Source organism: Runella sp. R5_40, from assembly GCF_057652295.1.
Map to the genome: position 1 here is coordinate 618,915 of NZ_JBYFCH010000001.1, position 17,346 is coordinate 636,260.

The following is a 17,346-nucleotide window of genomic DNA, read 5'->3' on the forward strand; positions in this document are numbered from 1 at the left end:
TCTTAGAATGTGAGACCCAATTTAAAACCGACTGGAATAACCCAAGGATTGACGTTGTAGCGTTCGATACCTTGTTTAAACTGGCTTCCGCCGCCTTGTACACCTGATTCTTGCTGGAATGCCATTTCTGGATCAATGTTGATTTTGGCGGCTGTCCAAAGAATGATGTTACGGCTATAGACCGAGAAGTTGGCACTTTGTACACCCACTTTTTTCAACCAGCTCTGTGGCAAATCGTACCCAAGCGTAATTTCACGCAGCTTGAGGAAAGAGGCATCGTACAAAAACGCTCTCGTAAACGACCAAGCGGTACTTCCTGCAAATGGTAAAACCAACGTCCCTGTTTCTCCCAAGTTTTCTTTGAAACCTGTTGGATTTCCGTTGGCATCGTAGCCCGTTGCTATTACTCCAGGAATAAATACTCCTCCGTAAGGAAGCGTGTAAGGACCATACTTAAACGGATACCCACCATAATCAGGCGTTGGCCCACCTACCAACGGGAAGTTGTTGCCGTTGATGAGCACCATTTTGTCTTGGTTTGCCACCAAATAATCGCGGAGGGCTTTTCCCGTCAACCCATTAGGATTGAATAGTTTATCCAAGAACAACTGCGACTGTCCGTTTTCTTCCCCGAAGCGATAGGTTTGTGACACAAAGTCGCCACCATTACGCCAGTCGAAAGACATACTCAAGCTAAAGCCTTTGTACGAAATCGAGGTCTGCAAGCCCATGATAAATTTGGGGTTGAAGTTCCCGATTTTGTTTCTCGTATTGATGGCATCAATCGACTGCCACTTGCCCGTTTGATCCAAAATAGGGTAGCCATAATACGGCGATTCTTTGCTTTCAACCGTCACTACTTTGGCGTCATAAATATCTCCAATCTGCTCACCTACGTACGTCCAAGCACCTCCTTTGGCATCTGTCCAGAGTGTATAGTAAGGCAAGTCATCCGAAAGTTGCTTGATGGTGGTACGGTTGCGGGTCCAGTTAGCATTGATGTCCCAGCGCCAGTTGTTGCGGTCGATGGGCGTTCCACCCAACACAAATTCAAAGCCTTTGCTCACCAAAAGTCCTGCATTGATGTTTTTAAGGGTATAACCCGACGACGGCGGAAGCTTAGTACTTAGAATCTGGTTGCGGTTTTCTACCATGTAGTACGTACCAGAGAAGCGCAAACGATTTTTGAACAAATTGAGATCAATACCACTTTCGTACGACGTTACAATTTCTGGTTTGAGGTCAGAAATTAGGAGCGTACCTGGCGTACTGAGGCGCGGCACACCATCCCAAGTACCAGCGTTGCCCAGCGTTCCGAGCAACTGGTACGGGTTGGCGTCGTTACCTACCTGAGCAAATCCTGTACGAAGTTTCAACATACTGATTTGGTTGGTCAACGGAAGCATTTCGTTCACCAACAAGCTCAATGAAGCCGATGGATAGAAATACGAGCGGTTGGCCGCTGGGAGCGTACTTGACCAGTCGTTGCGGGCAGTTACGTCCAAAAACACCATGTCTTTGTACCCAATGTTTGCCAATCCGTAGCCACTATAAATAGCTCTTTGGAACCACGAACTGTTGTAGTCAAGGTTAGCAGGGGCAATGTTTTGGATGGTGTAAACCCCTGGCACAATCAAACCTGTCCCACTTTTGGTGGCATTGGTGACGTTTGAGCCTTTTTGGTAACGGGCATTTCCACCCACCGAAAACGACAAGCTTATGTCTTTGATGTCTTTCTTGTAAGTCGCCAAGAAATCAGCATTGCTTTCAAAGTTAGCGATGTTGATGATTCCGTACGCACCACGCGGGTCGTTGGTGTAGCTATTGGCTACCTTCATTTCGCGTTTTTCGTTGTAAGTATCTATGGCATAGCGGCCCATCAAACTAATTTCGGGCGTAATCTGCCATTCTGCTTTGATGTTTCCAAACGCACGATCGCGCACAAAACTGTTGTTTACTTCGTAGGCTAAGAAGTACGGGTTATTCCAAATACCCTTAAACTGCGAGCGCTGCTGCAACCCTTCCTGCCCTGGCAACCAGTAGTTTTCTAAGTCACGGATATCTGTATGCGGCGACACAGCATAGGCCCATTGGAGCGGGTTGGCACCTCGGTTTCCTGCGGGGCGGTTGTTTGAGTTGGAGCGGCTCAAATCTAAGTTGGTACTCACCCGCAGTTTGTCGCTTACTTTGACCGATGTATTTAAGTTGATGGTATTTCTAAACAAATCAGAATTGGGGATAATGCCCTTGTGCTGCATGTTTGAATACGACAAGCGATAGTTGAACATATCGGTGCTGTTGGCAATCGAAACGCCGTTGGTGGTTGTCACCCCTGTTTGCACAAAGTTTTTGACGTTATTTGGGTGCGACACGAGCGGCATTTTCATGGGCTTTCCATCCGCGCCAATGGGGCTGTTCCATTGTACTTCTTCGTAGCCTTTGTCCAAAGCTGCGCCGTAAGTAGCCGCAACGTTTTCTTGAATCAAACCTCCAAATGGATTACTCAAAGGTGTGCCACTGATGGCAGGTGGAATGGCCGAAAACTGCCCTGTTCCAAACTGAGTTTGCCATTTCAAATACTTAAATGGTTTGTCAAAAACCGTATTAGACGTAATCGAAACGGTCATTTTTTTGGCTTTAGAGCCGCTTTTTGTGGTTATAAGCACCACGCCGTTCCCTGCCCGCGAACCATACAACGCCGCCGCACTTGGCCCTTTCAAAATCGACACACTTTCGATATCGTCTGGGTTAAGGCTCGAAATAGAGTTCCCAAAGTCAGCACGGTTATCGTTCCCGACTTGGCTAATGTTGTTGAGGGTGTTGGCCAACGGCACCCCATCAACCACAAACAAAGGCTGGTTGTCGCTGCTCAACGAAGTAGCACCGCGAATCACCATACTCACCGATGACCCCGTACCGCCCGTTGAGCTGATAGTCACCCCAGCCACTTTTCCTGCCATGGCGTTCAAGACGTTTTCTTGGGCCACGCGGTTCAGGTCTTTGCTGTCGATTTTACCCACAGAATACCCCAGTGATTTTTCTTCGCGCTTGATACCCAAGGCGGTTACGACCACTTCTTTCAGGTTTTCAATCCCAGGCGTGAGCACAATGTCCACCACATTTCGGTTGCCGACGACTACTTCTGAGGCATCATAACCGACAAACGAAAATACCAACGTTGGATTAGCGCCGCTGACTTCGATGCTGTACGCTCCAGTGGCGTTACTGGTCGAACCCTTTTGGGTTCCTTTCAAGATTACATTGACTCCTGGCATAGGAGCACCGTCTTCTTTGGAAGTAATTTTTCCAGTGACGGTTCGTGTTTGAGCTATGGCTTGGGAAATACATAGCCCAACTACCAACATCATCATCCCCAAATACCTCAGCATCTGAGAAGGTGTAGAGTTTTTAATCATGTCATTAATTGGTTAAGTAGTTGTATTATTCCCTTTTACGTATGCCAAAGTAAAAAGGGCTATCCACATTTACCTTTTTTTACAACCAATTGAAATAAAGTAACATAAAAGCCATTTTGGAAACATTTAGATAAAAAAAAGGGCAGAAATATTCTGCCCTTTTTTTGTTCAACTAACCCAAAAAATTACCAAGGCTTATTCGTCCCTTGAAGAACCCAAGGTTTCGACCATTGGCTATTTTTTCCTCTTAAACCAGAATGTTTTGTTACCTCTAATTTATTGATAGCTGCGTCAGCGTTGGTACGGTTGAAGTTTACTTCATTGTCTCCGTAATTGAAACGAACTGCCACAACGGGCTCGGCCGAAGCAGGCCCTGCTTTCAACGCTGGCAAACCTGTACGGCGGTAATCAAACCACGCTTCGGTTGCCATTGTCCAGTTGGCAAGCCACTTTTGCTCCATCACTTGCGCCAAGGTATTGTTAAATGCAACCCCTGGTTTAGCTATAAACGCATCATACTGCGAACCTACTCCCCAAGTTTCAAGAGAATTTTTGACACCCGCATTGTAATTCGCCTGAGCCGTTCCTACCGACCAGCCTTTCAAAGCTGCTTCGGCCAAAATAAACGACGCTTCGGCCGATGATGCCAAACGCGCTTTCAACAATCCACCGCTGCTTCCACGATATACCTCTGCCAACTGAGATACGTGTTGGTTTTGTACAGTTTGGCCAGGCGTTGGGTTGTTGTTGTACGTATCAGGCTGGATAAGCCCCGCAGGTACACCCACATACTCGCCCGTGTCCAACGTACCTTTATACAACTTAGGATTATAATGACGCGTATATTTTGTCCCTTTTTTCACCTCAGCGAGCAACACTACGTCTGTCAAATAACTTACGCCTTGTTGAATCACCCCATCTTTACGGATAAACTTATCAACATCGGTTGTGAGGGTTTCGTCAGCGACCCAACGAACGTGAACGGGGGCAAGCCATACTTTCAAACGAGGGTCGCCCGTTGCCACAAGTGCATTTACAAACGCCTGTGCAGGTTTTTTTCTTCTAAAGTTTGACTGTTCTTGGTCAAAAGCTACTGCGCCAGGCCACGCGTTTCCAGAAGTTGCACCGATGTAAGCCATGGTGGCGTCTTCTGCTTGGGTTTTGATGTAAATACCTGAGCTATAAATTGCTTCGATTCCAGCTTTTGCTTCAGCAGGCATTTTTTCAGAAACACGCATGTAATAACGCAACAACAACGTATTGGCAAATTTCTGCCACGAGGTAGGGTTTCCTGCGTAAAACAAATCGTAACCTGTCGTATAACCCGTCGCATCTTTTGTTCCAAAAAGCTCAGAAGCCGCCTTCAAATCAGCGATAATTCCTTTGTAAATTACTTCTTGGCTATCAAAAGCAGGTTTCAACAATTCGTTAGATTGATCGCCTTTTACTGCCGATGTATAAGGAGCATCTCCCCACAAATCCGTGATAACCCCAAAGATAAACGAGCGCATTGTCAGCGCCACGCCTTGGTGGAACTTGTAATTGAGCGCAACCGAACGCTTGTACATAAACTCGTTGTTACGAAGCATGTTGTACCAGCCGCTCCAGTCTTGCGGGCCCCAATCATAGTGGTTGACGCCACTAAACCAGCCGTCGTGTTGGATGTGCTGGGCTACCCCTGCTACGTCGCCGTAGCCAAGTTCCAAATACGCTCTTGCCGCCGAGTTCATTACCTCAGGCATCATTAGGTTGGGGTTGGCAGTAGCTGGGTCAATCCCGTTTGGGTTTACGTTTGTTTCCGTCAAACGATCGCTACACGACGAGGCAACCACAATTGCCAAGGCCAACGCCGATTTTGATAAGATTTTTAACATTTTCATCGTACGCTATGAATGTTAGTTGATTACAAATTGAAGTTTAACTTAAACCCGATTGGCATGGTCCAAGGCATTACGTTTTGCAACTCAATACCTTGTCTGAAACGGCCGCCGTCTGCTTGGAATGCTCTTTCAGGGTCGATTCCGATTTTTGCAGCGTTCCAAAGCATGAGGTTACGGGTAAAAATTGAGATACTAGCATTACGGAACCCACCAATGTTAGGGATATTGTAACTCAACGAAAGCTCTCTCATTTTCAAGAAAGACGCGTCAAACGTAATTTGTTGGTTGTAGCTCCAAGGATAGGTGTTTGAAATAGGGAAAATGTTAGTACCTGCACCACCCAAATGCTCCTTGTACGTACCATCAGCTTGTAAAATTACCCCTGGTACGAAAGCACCATCGCCATCAGCACCCATACCACCCGTTGCTTTGGTATAGCCACCTACGCGAGGGAAGTTTCCGTTTTCAGGAATGATGTATTGTTCTGGATTAGATTTAAGAAGAGCAACTAGCTCAGCTTCCGAATACAATCCACCAGGAATTAGGTTATTAATTTGGCGTTGCGATTTCCAGTCAGACTCGCCGTAGCGGTAAGTATAAGATTGGAAGTTTCCGCCGATGCGTGCGTCAAAGCTAGCCGCCAATGAGAAGCGCTTATACGAAAGCGTGGTTTGCATACCCATGATAAAATTAGGGTTGAAGTTTCCTACTTTCATCCGAGCATTCCGATCATTGACAGGAATCCAGCTACCATTTCTGTCCAAAATAGGCCAACGGTAATAAGGCGAAGACGCATCTTGCACTGTTGCGTAGCCACGGCTATAGATGTCACCAATTTCTTGTCCTACGTACGTAAAGGCACCACCGTTGTTGTCATCCCAAAGCTGGTAGAAATCCATTCCTTCGGTCAACTCTTTGATACGCGTACGGTTACGAGTAAAGTTTACATTTACGTCTAAGTTCCAGCCATTTTTATCGCGGATTGGGCTACCACCAAGGTTGATTTCCCAACCTTTACTTGCCAACAAACCTGCGTTGATAAGCTTGCTACCAAAACCTGAAGAAGAAGGTGTGGTAATGCTCAAAATCTGGTTTTTGTTTTCTACGTAGTAGTACGTTCCTTCAAAACGGATGCGGTTTTCAAACAAACCAAAATCCAATCCAAACTCCGTTGAAGTAGCGATTTCTGGTTTCAACTGGGCATTCAACAACGTGCCTGGTACGTTGGTCGTAATCAAGCTTCCCCACGTCCCTGTACCCAACGTTGGTACCAACTGATAAGGAGCGGCGTCGTTACCCACTTGTGCCCAACCTGCTCTGAATTTCAACAATGAAATTGATTTTGGTAAGCTAAAGGTATAATTGGCCAACCAGCTCAACGAAGCCGATGGGTAGAAATACGAACGGTTTTCGGCAGGAAGTGTACTCGACCAGTCGTTACGAGCTGTTAGGTCTAAGTAAAGCATGTTTTTATAACCCATCGATGCCATTCCATAGACACTATAAATCTCTTTCTTATTGCTTCCGTTGCTCACCTGCAACGACGCCAATGGAATGTTTGAGATACGGTACAAGCCTGGCACAGTCAGAATGCTACCACCCATGTAGTCTTCTTTGTAGTTCTGCACCATGTAGTTTGCTCCACCCGACACGCTCACATCAAACGATTTGATGGCTTTTTTGTAAGTCAATAAGAAATCTGTGTTTGTTTCATTACGACCAATTCCTTGCAAGTAGTAACCTCCGTTTCTTACACGAGAGTAGCTCCAAGGAATTTTGGTTTCACGGTCTTCCGTAAACATATCGTACGATACCCGTGCAAAAGCCGAGAGTTCTGGCGTGATGTTATAATCCAACTTCATGTTTCCATACACACGGTCACGGTTGAAACCGTTATTGATTCCGTACGCCAAGAAATAAGGGTTGTCACCGTTTGCTGAAGGAGAAAGTTGGCGAATTTGCTCGTTACCAGGTACCCAGTAATTTTTCAAATCTCTCACGTCCACGTGTGGCCATAAGTACACTGCTTCCAATGGGTTAGCACCACGGTTGGCGGTCGATGGACGGTTTTTAGAGAAAGAGCGAACGAAGTTCAAGTTAGTGCTAAGTTTAACTTTGTTGCTAATATCGTACGTCCCTGCGGCTGATAAGGTATGGCGTTTCAAATCCGAGTTAGGGATTGGGCCATTGTTTTGCATGTAGTTGTACGAAACGCGGTAGGTACTCTTATCGCTCGAACCCGAAATCGACAAGTTGTTGGTTGTCGTAATCCCCGTTTCCAAGAAATTTTTCATGTTGTCTTTGTACGACTTCAACTCGGTTGGAATTTTCTGACCATTGGCATCCAACGGGCTATTCCACTGCGCTGCCAAGATACCTTTATCCAACTCTGGACCCGCCCAATACGCCGACGTTTCGTCTAAGCGCGCATTGCGGTTTCCGTTGGCATACTTGTAGTGAAAATCCAAGAAGCGGTAAGGAGTTTCGAAGACGTTGCTGGTTGAGAAAGAAACGCCCAAGCCTTTGCCTTTTTTGCCCGACTTGGTCGTAATCAAAATCACCCCGTTTCCAGCGCGTGAACCGTACAATGCCGCTGCACTTGGGCCTTTCAAGACCGATACACTTTCTACATCGTCGGGGTTAAGGTCAGAGATGGCGTTACCGTAGTCAACGTTGTTACGGTCTCCCATCGCACGAAGGTTGTTCAAGCTGTTGGCAATGGGTACACCGTCCACCACAAAAAGCGGTTGGTTATCATTGCTCAATGATTTTGCACCACGAATGATGATGCTTACCGATGAACCAACGCCGCTGGTCTGGTTGATTTGTACCCCAGCCACGCGCCCCGAAAGGGCGTTCAACACGTTTTCTTGCGGTACGTTCACGATGTCTTTACCAGACACTTCCCCTACCGAGTAACCGAGGGCGCGTTTTTCGCGTTTGATACCCAAGGCCGTTACTACCACTTCCCCGAGTGTTTCGGCACCCGGGTTCAATTTTACGTCAATCATGTTACGGTTTCCTACCGCAACTTCCGTTGGATCATACCCAACAAACGAAAAAACGAGGACTGGATTAGCCCCGTTTACCTCAATTGAGTAGTTACCTGATGCGTTTGTGCTGGTCCCTTTTTGGGTACCCTTTAGTACGACGTTCACGCCAGGCATGGCAGATCCGTCTTCGCCAGTCGTTACTTTACCTGTGATGGTTCTAAGTTGGGCGTACACTGAAGTACAGAGGCCTCCCCATACCAATCCTATTACAAGTAACATCCTCGTTACCCGCTCTAAAGGAAAAAAGTGTTTCATATAGTCTGCTAAGTTTAATTAGTTAGTACCAATGGTACGTACTAACCAAATATTCAGACTATTGCAGATTTATTATTTTTTGGTAAAGAAAAGGAAAGGTTCGATTAACGTTTATAGACAAAAAATATTTTAACTCTCTAATTATCAACAATTTACCTGCGCATAAAAAATAGGTAGGTGAGGAATAAAAAAATCTACCTCACCTACATAAATTAGTTTATTGCAATAACCACATTTTTGAAAACTCGTTATCTGTTGCAGGAGATAACGTGCTTACTCCCAAGTCGTAAGCCGTGCGGTTTTGCCCCAATTCATTGCCTGGATAGCGGTACCGAACGGGGAATGTATAACCCGTCAAGCGACCATTACTGAAGATGTTTGGCAAGCCCGTACGACGCAAATCCAAGTACGCTTCGGTCGAAACGGTAAATAAAGCCAACCATTTTTGTTCTGCAATTTTGGCCAACTGCCCTGCTTTATCAGCTGGTAAAGCAATGCTGGTTTGTGCCAAGTATTTATCCACATCGGCTTGTTTTACTCCCCAACGCAATAGTGAGTTGGTGATGCCCTTGCGGTAGTAGGTATCTGCACTTCCCGAAATCAAACCTTTAGCCGCAGCTTCGGCCAAAATGAACTGCACTTCGTCGCTGTTCATGAGTTGGGCTTTGAGCAAATTATGCTTGTTTTGGCGAAACAACTGCGAATACTGCGAAACTTTAAAGTTACCCACGACCCCACCTGCGGCGGTATTGTAGTGCCCGTTTCCGTTTTTCCAGTCGCTCAACATCCCCGCAATAAATCCTACGTATAGCTTGTCGGTATCGGTGATATTGGATACTTGCGCGGCCATGTCTTTGTTGTTCACGTCCAAATACTCCCACTTTGACGTATAAGTAAAGCCGTTGGCATCGGTTGTTGCTACCGTTTGTCCATCTTTTGACTTATCGGTAGTCCAAGGAGTTTCTACGGGAGCTACCCATACATTCAAACGCGGGTCTTTTAACTCTACTAGCTTGTCAACCAATGTTTTACAAGGACGACGTTTGTTAAATTCATCGACCGAACCCCAGTTGATTGTACCACCTTTCCACGAGTTATCTGCCGTTGTTCCTACGTAAGCAATGGAGGCATTTTCGGTAGCATCCGTAAAAACTGGAGAAGCAAGCACGGCGGTCATTCGTGCACCAGCATCTGTCAATTTGCCCGACGCACGCATAATTAAGCGCAATTTGAGCGAGTTAGCGAATTTGAGCCACTTGGTTTTATCCCCGCCAAACATCAAGTCATAACTTTTGTCGATGGGTTCTGTCCCTGAGTTCATCAGCGCCGTGGCATCGTCCAACTCTTTCAACAAGCCCGTGTAAGTATCCGACTGTTTGTCGTATTTGGGATACAAAATCCCTTCGCGTGCTTTCAAGGCTTGGGTATAATACACATCGCCGTAGAAATCGGTCATGTACGAAAACAACATCACCCGAAACGTGATAAAAATACCCTTGTGTACTTTCGACGCCCGTTTATCGGCTAAGCCAATCGAACCGTCAATCAGTTTAAGGATGTTCATGGCCGAGTACATGTCGTCAATCGGCGACTTAAATCCTGAATAGAAGTTGTCGCCACTCTGGTAGTTGCTTTGCATGTGTTGCACCGCGCTAGGAAGGCGGCGGTTATCAAAGCCCATGTTTTGGTAGAAAAGCGACGTTTGCTTAATGACCGACGCCAACAAGAACGGGTCGTTGACCGATTCTACCGCGTCGAGCTGCTGTACGGTGTCCACTACCCGTAATTCATCTTCACTGCAAGACGTTGTGATTCCTGTCAGTAAGGCTGAGAATGCGAAAATTTTTATGTATGATTTCATGTTCTTGATTGTACTGTGATAGTAAATGCTTAAAAATCAAGAGAAAGCTTCAATCCGTACGAACGAATCGCTGGCAAAGTTGCTCTCAAAATACCTTGGTTGGTACCTACCCCCGTAAAAGCTGACTCAGGGTCTTCATTGCGTCCAGAAGCATTCCATTGGAACAAGTTACGGCCAATAAACGCCAACGACACATTGTTGAGGTTATACTTAGAGGTCAGGTTTTTGGGCAATGTGTATGCCAACGTGATTTCTCTCATTTTGAAGTTGGTCGCATCGTACGTTCTGGTGGCTGAGAAGTTCCAGATGATGTCACCGTAGCCGTTGTAAGGAAAATCGTAGAACGTATTTTTAGGATTTGCCCCATTTACAATGTAGTCGGCGTCAGTAGCAGCGGCAGGATCTCCTTTGTAGTTGGGATTCAAGAAAACGCCTTTTACGTAACTCGCATCTTGGAAATCAGAGCGTTTGTCGTTGTTATTTGAGTTGATAGCCGCATAGTCGCTGGCATTTTCAGCAGGCCAAACCATGCCACCGTGCGCCGCGTCACGTCCACCTACCCACCAAGGGTTGTTGTCGCCCGACCCTAAAGTGGTCATGGCGCGCCCGTTCGATTCCGCATACTGCTGGTTTACCGATACGTACTTACCTCCTTTACGTAAGCTTCCTACCAACCCAAGCGTAAATTGCTTGTACTTCAATGTCGTATTCAAGCCTAAGATAAAATCAGGGTTGAAGTTACCGAGTTTACCACGGTCACGCTCATCGCTTGATTTCTGGATTTTGCCTTCTTTGCTGTCCAACAAAGGCATTCCTGCGTATTTACCCGTTTTTACGCGCAAAATAGGGTTTTCTTCGTAGATACTCCCGATTACTTCACCTTCGGCCAACTTCACTTTTGTTTTACCATCGTAGCTGGCAAACACATACCCTGCTGGCGCAAATTTGTCAGACAAGCGGGTGATTGTTGCTTTATAGTGCGTAAAACTTGCCGAAACATCCCAAGTGAAATCTTTGGTTTTGATAGGTGTAAAGTTCAATCCCCATTCAAACCCTTTGTTCCGGACGTCGCCGATGTTGGTCAATAAGCCCGTATAACCTGTTCCTTGTACCAACGGAATGTTGTCGATTTGGTCTTTTTGGTCTTTCACGAAGTAAGTGAAATCAAGCTTCAAACGGTTGCTAAACATCCAAAGGTCAAAACCTGCTTCTTTAGAAATCGAGTGTTGCGCTTTCAAGTCAGGGTCAACGATGGTTGCATTCAAGCTAACCGTATTGATAGAACCCCAAGGACTGGCGTCAAAACTGTACGTGTCAATCGAACGACGACGCACCAAACCGTTTCCTACGTCGGCGTAGTTTAAGCGGGCTTTCAAATAGTTAATTACTTGTGGCAACTTAAATGATTCTGAAGCCACCCAGCTCAACGAAGCTGATGGGTAGAAATAGCTGATTTTTTCTTGAGCGTACGCCCCTTTCCAATCGTTGCGGCCAGTTACTTCCAAAAACAACTTGTTATCGTAGCTAAGGTTCGCCGTTCCGTACGCACTTACTGATTTTCCGTTGAAATACGGCGCACCTACGTTTGTACCTAAGTTAGTACCCGTACCGCTCACTGTCAGCGTTCCTGCTTTGATGTTGGCGAGTGTAAACAAGTTAGGCGAGCTCAAATCTCCTCCCGTGATTTCGAGCGTACTGGCATTGGTGAAGCGGTAGTTCCCCCCACCCGACACCGACAAGTTCATTTTGCCAAATGTGTTGTTGTAGGTCAAAATCGCATCCGTATTGGCTTCCATGCTGTTGTTATTACCCACGACGTATTGTCCGTAGGCATCACCTTTTGCTCCCCAAGATTGGCGCAATTCGTAGTTTTCTCTCACGTTTTGCATACCCGTACGGAGCATCAACGAAAATGGCTTCGACAATTGCCAGTCCAATTGCGCCTTGCCAAAGTAATTGTCCCGCGCAAACTTGTGGATTTTCTCATAGGTAATCCACCAAGGGTTGTTTTGAGCTACATCAATGCCATTGTCTTTCATAATGGCTCCGTTTTGGCGAACTCCCGCAAAACCTGTCAACCAATAATCCCGCATTTGTGAAAGTGGCTGTAGGTTAGTAGGCAAATTGAACAACAAATCATTCAATACACTGTTAGAACCAGTAACGTTGGCTTTGTTTGGTGTAAAAGTTTTGATGTAATTACCGCTCACCGATACGCGAATGTCTTTGGTCAAATTGTACGTGGTATTCAACGTAAACGACTTCTGATCGGTCTTGGTGTTAGGCATTACGCCTCTGTTGTTCATGTCCGAAATCGAAAAACGGAACGACCCTTTATCGTAGTTGCCTGTCACACCCACGGTGTTGGTCAGTGTACTACCTGTTCGGAGGTATTCTTTCACGCGGTCTTCGCCCGACGATACCATTGGGCCGTTTTTCCATTGCTTGGCCGCTACGTCCCAATAATCCCCTTTATAGGAACCATCAAGAATCGGCCCCCAAGTATCGGTATTGTCATATTGCCACTCATAGGCGCGTTCTCCTTGTCCAAATACTGTTTGTTCGGGGAAAAACTGGTAGGCTTTTTCGGTCGTTGCCGCCGATGTGAAGCTCACCCCAATTCCTTTTTTCAATCCCACGCCCGATTTGGTCGTAATCATAATCACCCCATTACCACCTTCAGCGCCGTAAAGCGCACCAGCACTTCCACCTTTCAGGATGGTTACCGAGGCGATGTCTTCAGGGTTCAGTTGCGAAAGAATGTTTCCAAAATCAACCCCGTCTTTGTTGGTAAACGACTGCGTACCCACTGGCACACCGTTGATGACGTACAAAGGCTGACTTTTCAACGAAACGTTGGCATCGCTCAAGGTAGGCATCGCCGACGACCCACGAATGTTCACCAACACCGACGACGTAGGGTCGCTACTCAAGCTTGTGAGGTTTACCCCACTTACTTTTCCGTCTAGGGCTTTCAACAAGTTAGGGTTAGATGCCTTTACGATGTCTTCTGATTTTAATTCTCCCACCGAATAGGCCAATGAACGTTTTTCGCGGTTAATCCCCAAGGCAGTTACCACCACTTCTTGTAGGCTTTCTGCGCCTGGCTCCAATGCTATTTCAATGATGCTACGCGAAGCCACTGGGATTTCTTGGGTTTTGTATCCCACAAAAGAGAATACCAGTACTGCGTTATTGTTTGGAACTTCGATTGAAAAGTTTCCCGCAGCATTACTGCTCGAACCGCGTTGGGTGCCTTTCAAGACGATATTCACGCCCGGCATAGCGTTCCCGTCTTCTTTCGAGGTAATTTTCCCCGTAATGGTTCTGGTTTGTGCCCAAACCATCGCGAAGCATCCGCTCACAACCATCGTCGTCAGTAGGATTCGCTTCAGCATTCGCCCCATAGTAGAGTTGTCCTTCATTTTAGTAAGTTGTTTAATTGATTGTACCCATAAATACCCCCTACCTCATTGGGTAGGCTAAAAAACGAGATTAAAATACGATTAAAAAATATACCTCGTTTCTGGTCAATCAATTTGACTTACTTCCTATAAAGGCAGCCGCCGAAAATGGTACCATTTTCGGCGGCTAGTTAAGACTTTTGGCAACAAGTTCACTACTATCTATTTGATTATCAGAATTTTATTAAATAGCAGATAAAGTATAAAAGCACGCTTCTTCTATTAATTTGCATTAAATCGAAATTAAAACAGAATTAAATTACAATTAATAAATATGTCTTTTTGTAATATTTTTAGGGTTAAAGCATAAAAAAGCGAGGCCAATGGATGTAGCATCCACTGACCTCGCTTTTCACTGAAATAGTGTGCGATAAATGAATAAAATTAGAGTGCCGCGGCTAAATCAACGCGGTCACGTAAAAACTGTTTTGCCTTAACTAGCTGATTTTTAACGGTATTTTTTGAGATACGCATCAATTCTGCAATCTCCTGGTACGATTTCCCTTCTTCCACATTCAACTTTAGGATTTGCTTTCTTTTCTCCGACAGTGCCTCAATCCCAGCCCTTAGCAGTACAATTTTAGCTTCTTCAGTGTCAGGGGCTATCTCGTACGCCTCTTCCATTCTATCAAAATACTCTTGTCTCAATGTCTGGTTCTTTTCTACTTTCTTGAAATAGTCGAAAGCCAAATTGCGAAGACACGTAAACAGATAAGAATTAAAATTCAGGTCAGGGTTGATTTGCCCTCTTTTTTCCCAAATTTTGATAAAAACATCGTGTACCATGTTTTCCGCCTCTTCCTCTTCTTTGATCAGAGAAACACAAAATTTTGTGGCTGGCGTCTTGTAGTGATTATACAATTGAGTAAAAGCGAGTTCGTCTCCTTGGATTACTTTCCGTAAGACGTATTCATTAATACAAGCCATGGTTTTTCAGGGTTTTGGGAGGAAATGAGATACAGAACTATTTGTGGATTTGTGAAGTAAAGATACGTCATCGGTTAGAAGACTTCGTCTCAAATTGCGTAAATATATCCTCAAATCACGCAAAGTGAAAATATAATAATAAAAACATAATACAGGATTATACTTACATGTCATTTCTTCTTTTATGAAGCTCAAATTTTAACAGTTAGGTAATAGCCTTTGCTCTCTGGCGTTGCGTATTATTTTTAGCATAATCACAACAACATGAAGTTTTGCATCGCTTGTTTGTCAATCGTTGGGTGTCTCTTGGGGAGCTGGGTTACTTCCCTCGCACAAAATAGCCCTTATTCAGACAGTCCATTTTGGCAAGAAACCCACGAAGCCCACCCTACCACCGACGAAGTGAGAAGCGTAGTGGCAACTCCCGATGGCAAACTTTGGATTGCTACTCCACGTGGGGTATTTCGTAAAAGTGCCTCCCAGTCTGCCTGGGAAGCGGTCATCGGCGATGGCCCCGCCTACACCGTTTTTGCCGACACCCCTTCTACGCTCTGGTTGGGCACTTGGAACGGTGCCTATCGCTACTCCAACCACAAACTGGAGCGACTCTCGGGTACCGAAGGCCCCATCTCCGTTTTTTGTGCTTCTCCCGAAGGCACCTATGCCATTGGCCCAGCGGGTATGTGGCGTTTTGACGGCCGTAGTTTTGTCAAAAAAGAGGTGCAAATCCCCCGTTCGGTTCGGGCGGCAAGCTGCGATGCGAAAGGAGACGTATGGCTCGCTACCGACGTCGGCTTATATTATATTAATAAGGTAGGATCTACCCGTATTTTGAAGGCAAAAGATGAAGTCATGAGCGGGTATATCAAAGGGGTAGCGATGGATACCCAACAACAGCTTTGGGCTGCGGGGCTTGGCGGGGTTAGTATTCTGAACAACTACAAGAAAACCCAAGAAATCACCACGCAACACAGCCTCCCGACTGTGTATGTCACTTGCCTCAATAAAGCCCCCGATGGTACTATGTGGGTAGGTACCGAAAAAGGCATAGTCCGATATACCAATCCTAGCAAAGGTTCTTTGTTATTTAGTCAGCGTTGGTTGCTCCATGACCGCATCAACGCCATTTCTTTTGATGCTGTGGGCAATGCTTACCTCGCCACTCCAAAAGGGGTTAGTGTCATCAAAAAACAGCAAATGACCTTGGCCTCCAAAAACGATTTTTTTCAAGACGTACTGCTCAAACGCCATATTCGCGCCCCTTGGATTGCGGGGCAATGTTGGCTCGAAAAAGCAGGAGATATTTCAAGCTGGAAACCCGAAGATGACGACAACGACGGCGAATATACTGGCAATTACCTAGCAATGGAGAGTTTTCGCTACGCAACTACCCATGCACCCGACGCCAAAGAAAACGCGAAAAAGGCGTTTCTTTTCTTGCAAAAACTACAACAAATCACCGATACCGATGGCTTTTTTGCGCGCACTATTGTGCCTGCCGATTGGACGAGGGTACACGACGGCAACCGCCAATACACTCCTCAGGAATTGGCCGATGAGTTGGTCAAAGAACCCCGTTTCAAGCCCGTCGAAACGCGCTGGCATAAATCAAAAGATGGGCAATGGCTTTGGAAGGGAGATACCAGTAGCGACGAAATGTGTGGGCACTTCTTTGGGTATTTTTTTTATTATGAACTGGTGGCCGACGAAGCAGAAAAAAAGACCATTCGCACCCACGTGGCGCGCATTATGGACTACCTTATTAAGCATAATTTCAACTTTGTTGACATCGACGGAAAAGCGACTCGCTGGTCGGTATGGTCGCCCGACCAGCTCAACCGCGACCCCGAGTGGGCACCCGACCGCGCGCAAAACTCCATGGAAATGCTCGGATTTCTTTTGTTTACCTACCACATTACCCAAAATCCCCTTTACCAGCAACATTACCTTCGCCTTATCGAAAAAGAGCATTATCTCGACAATATGGCCCAAGTCCTTCAACAAAATCCTGCTTGGTTTATCTATTTTGACGTGGTTTTACAAGCCTATATTTACCCCATTTTGCTCAAATGCGAAAAAGACCCCACTCGCCTCGCTTTTTACCAAAAACACATGGACGACTGGTTTGAAAAACGTAAAGGCGACCAAAATCCGCTCATCAACTTCATCTACTGCTATGCCCGTAACAAGCAAGTAGAGCTAAAGCCGTCCGTTGACTTTCTGGTTGATACACCACTCGATCTTATTGATTGGCCCATCGACCACCGCCAACGTGAGGACGTCGCAATTGTTAGGGTGCCCGTCTTGGAAGACGAACAAGTCAATGTTTTACAACCACCCAGCATCCGAATGACGGTACGCTGGGATAAAAACCCCTGGACTGCCGCTGGAGGCGACCCGCACCGCGAACGCGAACCTGTCTTTTGGCAATTGCCCTACTGGATGGGGCGCTATTTGGGGATGATTCGATAGACCAACAACTGTTTCACT

7 protein-coding genes are annotated in these 17,346 nt (G+C 46.0%); 1 reads left to right on the plus strand and 6 read right to left on the minus strand.

Going from position 1 to position 17,346, the window contains the following annotated elements; translation table 11 throughout:
* Positions 1-2: 2 nt before the first annotated feature.
* The 6 genes from AC23N5_RS02705 to AC23N5_RS02730 form a co-directional block, all read right to left on the minus strand.
* The gene (locus AC23N5_RS02705) at positions 3-3,416 is read right to left on the minus strand and encodes a SusC/RagA family TonB-linked outer membrane protein (protein WP_487754387.1); all 3,414 of its coding nucleotides are present in this window, start codon (positions 3,414-3,416) and stop codon (positions 3-5) included.
* 185 nt (positions 3,417-3,601) lie between these two features.
* Positions 3,602-5,290, minus strand: a complete 1,689-nt coding sequence (locus AC23N5_RS02710) for a SusD/RagB family nutrient-binding outer membrane lipoprotein (RefSeq protein WP_487754388.1) — start codon at positions 5,288-5,290, stop codon at positions 3,602-3,604.
* 29 nt (positions 5,291-5,319) lie between these two features.
* On the minus strand, positions 5,320-8,604 hold the full coding sequence (locus AC23N5_RS02715; RefSeq protein WP_487754389.1) for a SusC/RagA family TonB-linked outer membrane protein: 3,285 nt from the start codon (positions 8,602-8,604) through the stop codon (positions 5,320-5,322).
* A gap of 217 nt (positions 8,605-8,821) precedes the next feature.
* On the minus strand, positions 8,822-10,465 hold the full coding sequence (locus tag AC23N5_RS02720) for a SusD/RagB family nutrient-binding outer membrane lipoprotein (protein WP_487754390.1): 1,644 nt from the start codon (positions 10,463-10,465) through the stop codon (positions 8,822-8,824).
* Between the two features lie 29 nt (positions 10,466-10,494).
* A complete protein-coding gene (locus tag AC23N5_RS02725; RefSeq protein ID WP_487754391.1) occupies positions 10,495-13,890 on the minus strand; it encodes a SusC/RagA family TonB-linked outer membrane protein in 3,396 nt (1,131 codons plus the stop codon).
* A gap of 423 nt (positions 13,891-14,313) precedes the next feature.
* Entirely contained in the window at positions 14,314-14,856 is a 543-nt protein-coding gene (locus AC23N5_RS02730; RefSeq protein ID WP_028523799.1) for an RNA polymerase sigma factor, read from the minus strand.
* A 264-nt stretch (positions 14,857-15,120) separates the two neighbouring features.
* Here AC23N5_RS02730 and AC23N5_RS02735 point away from each other — a divergent pair, with 264 nt between their 5' ends.
* The gene (locus AC23N5_RS02735; RefSeq protein ID WP_487754392.1) at positions 15,121-17,328 is read left to right on the plus strand and encodes a two-component regulator propeller domain-containing protein; all 2,208 of its coding nucleotides are present in this window, start codon (positions 15,121-15,123) and stop codon (positions 17,326-17,328) included.
* The last annotated feature ends 18 nt before the right edge of the window (positions 17,329-17,346 follow it).

What these genes read in the sequence shown, in the direction of transcription:
- AC23N5_RS02705 (WP_487754387.1), bottom strand. Translation starts at nt 3,416, where the DNA reads ATGATTAAAAACTCTACACCTTCTCAGATGCTGAGGTATTTGGGGATG.
- AC23N5_RS02710 (WP_487754388.1), bottom strand. Translation starts at nt 5,290, where the DNA reads ATGTTAAAAATCTTATCAAAATCGGCGTTGGCCTTGGCAATTGTGGTT.
- AC23N5_RS02715 (WP_487754389.1), bottom strand. Translation starts at nt 8,604, where the DNA reads ATGAAACACTTTTTTCCTTTAGAGCGGGTAACGAGGATGTTACTTGTA.
- AC23N5_RS02720 (WP_487754390.1), bottom strand. Translation starts at nt 10,465, where the DNA reads ATGAAATCATACATAAAAATTTTCGCATTCTCAGCCTTACTGACAGGA.
- AC23N5_RS02725 (WP_487754391.1), bottom strand. Translation starts at nt 13,890, where the DNA reads ATGAAGGACAACTCTACTATGGGGCGAATGCTGAAGCGAATCCTACTG.
- AC23N5_RS02730 (WP_028523799.1), bottom strand. Translation starts at nt 14,856, where the DNA reads ATGGCTTGTATTAATGAATACGTCTTACGGAAAGTAATCCAAGGAGAC.
- AC23N5_RS02735 (WP_487754392.1), top strand. Translation starts at nt 15,121, where the DNA reads ATGAAGTTTTGCATCGCTTGTTTGTCAATCGTTGGGTGTCTCTTGGGG.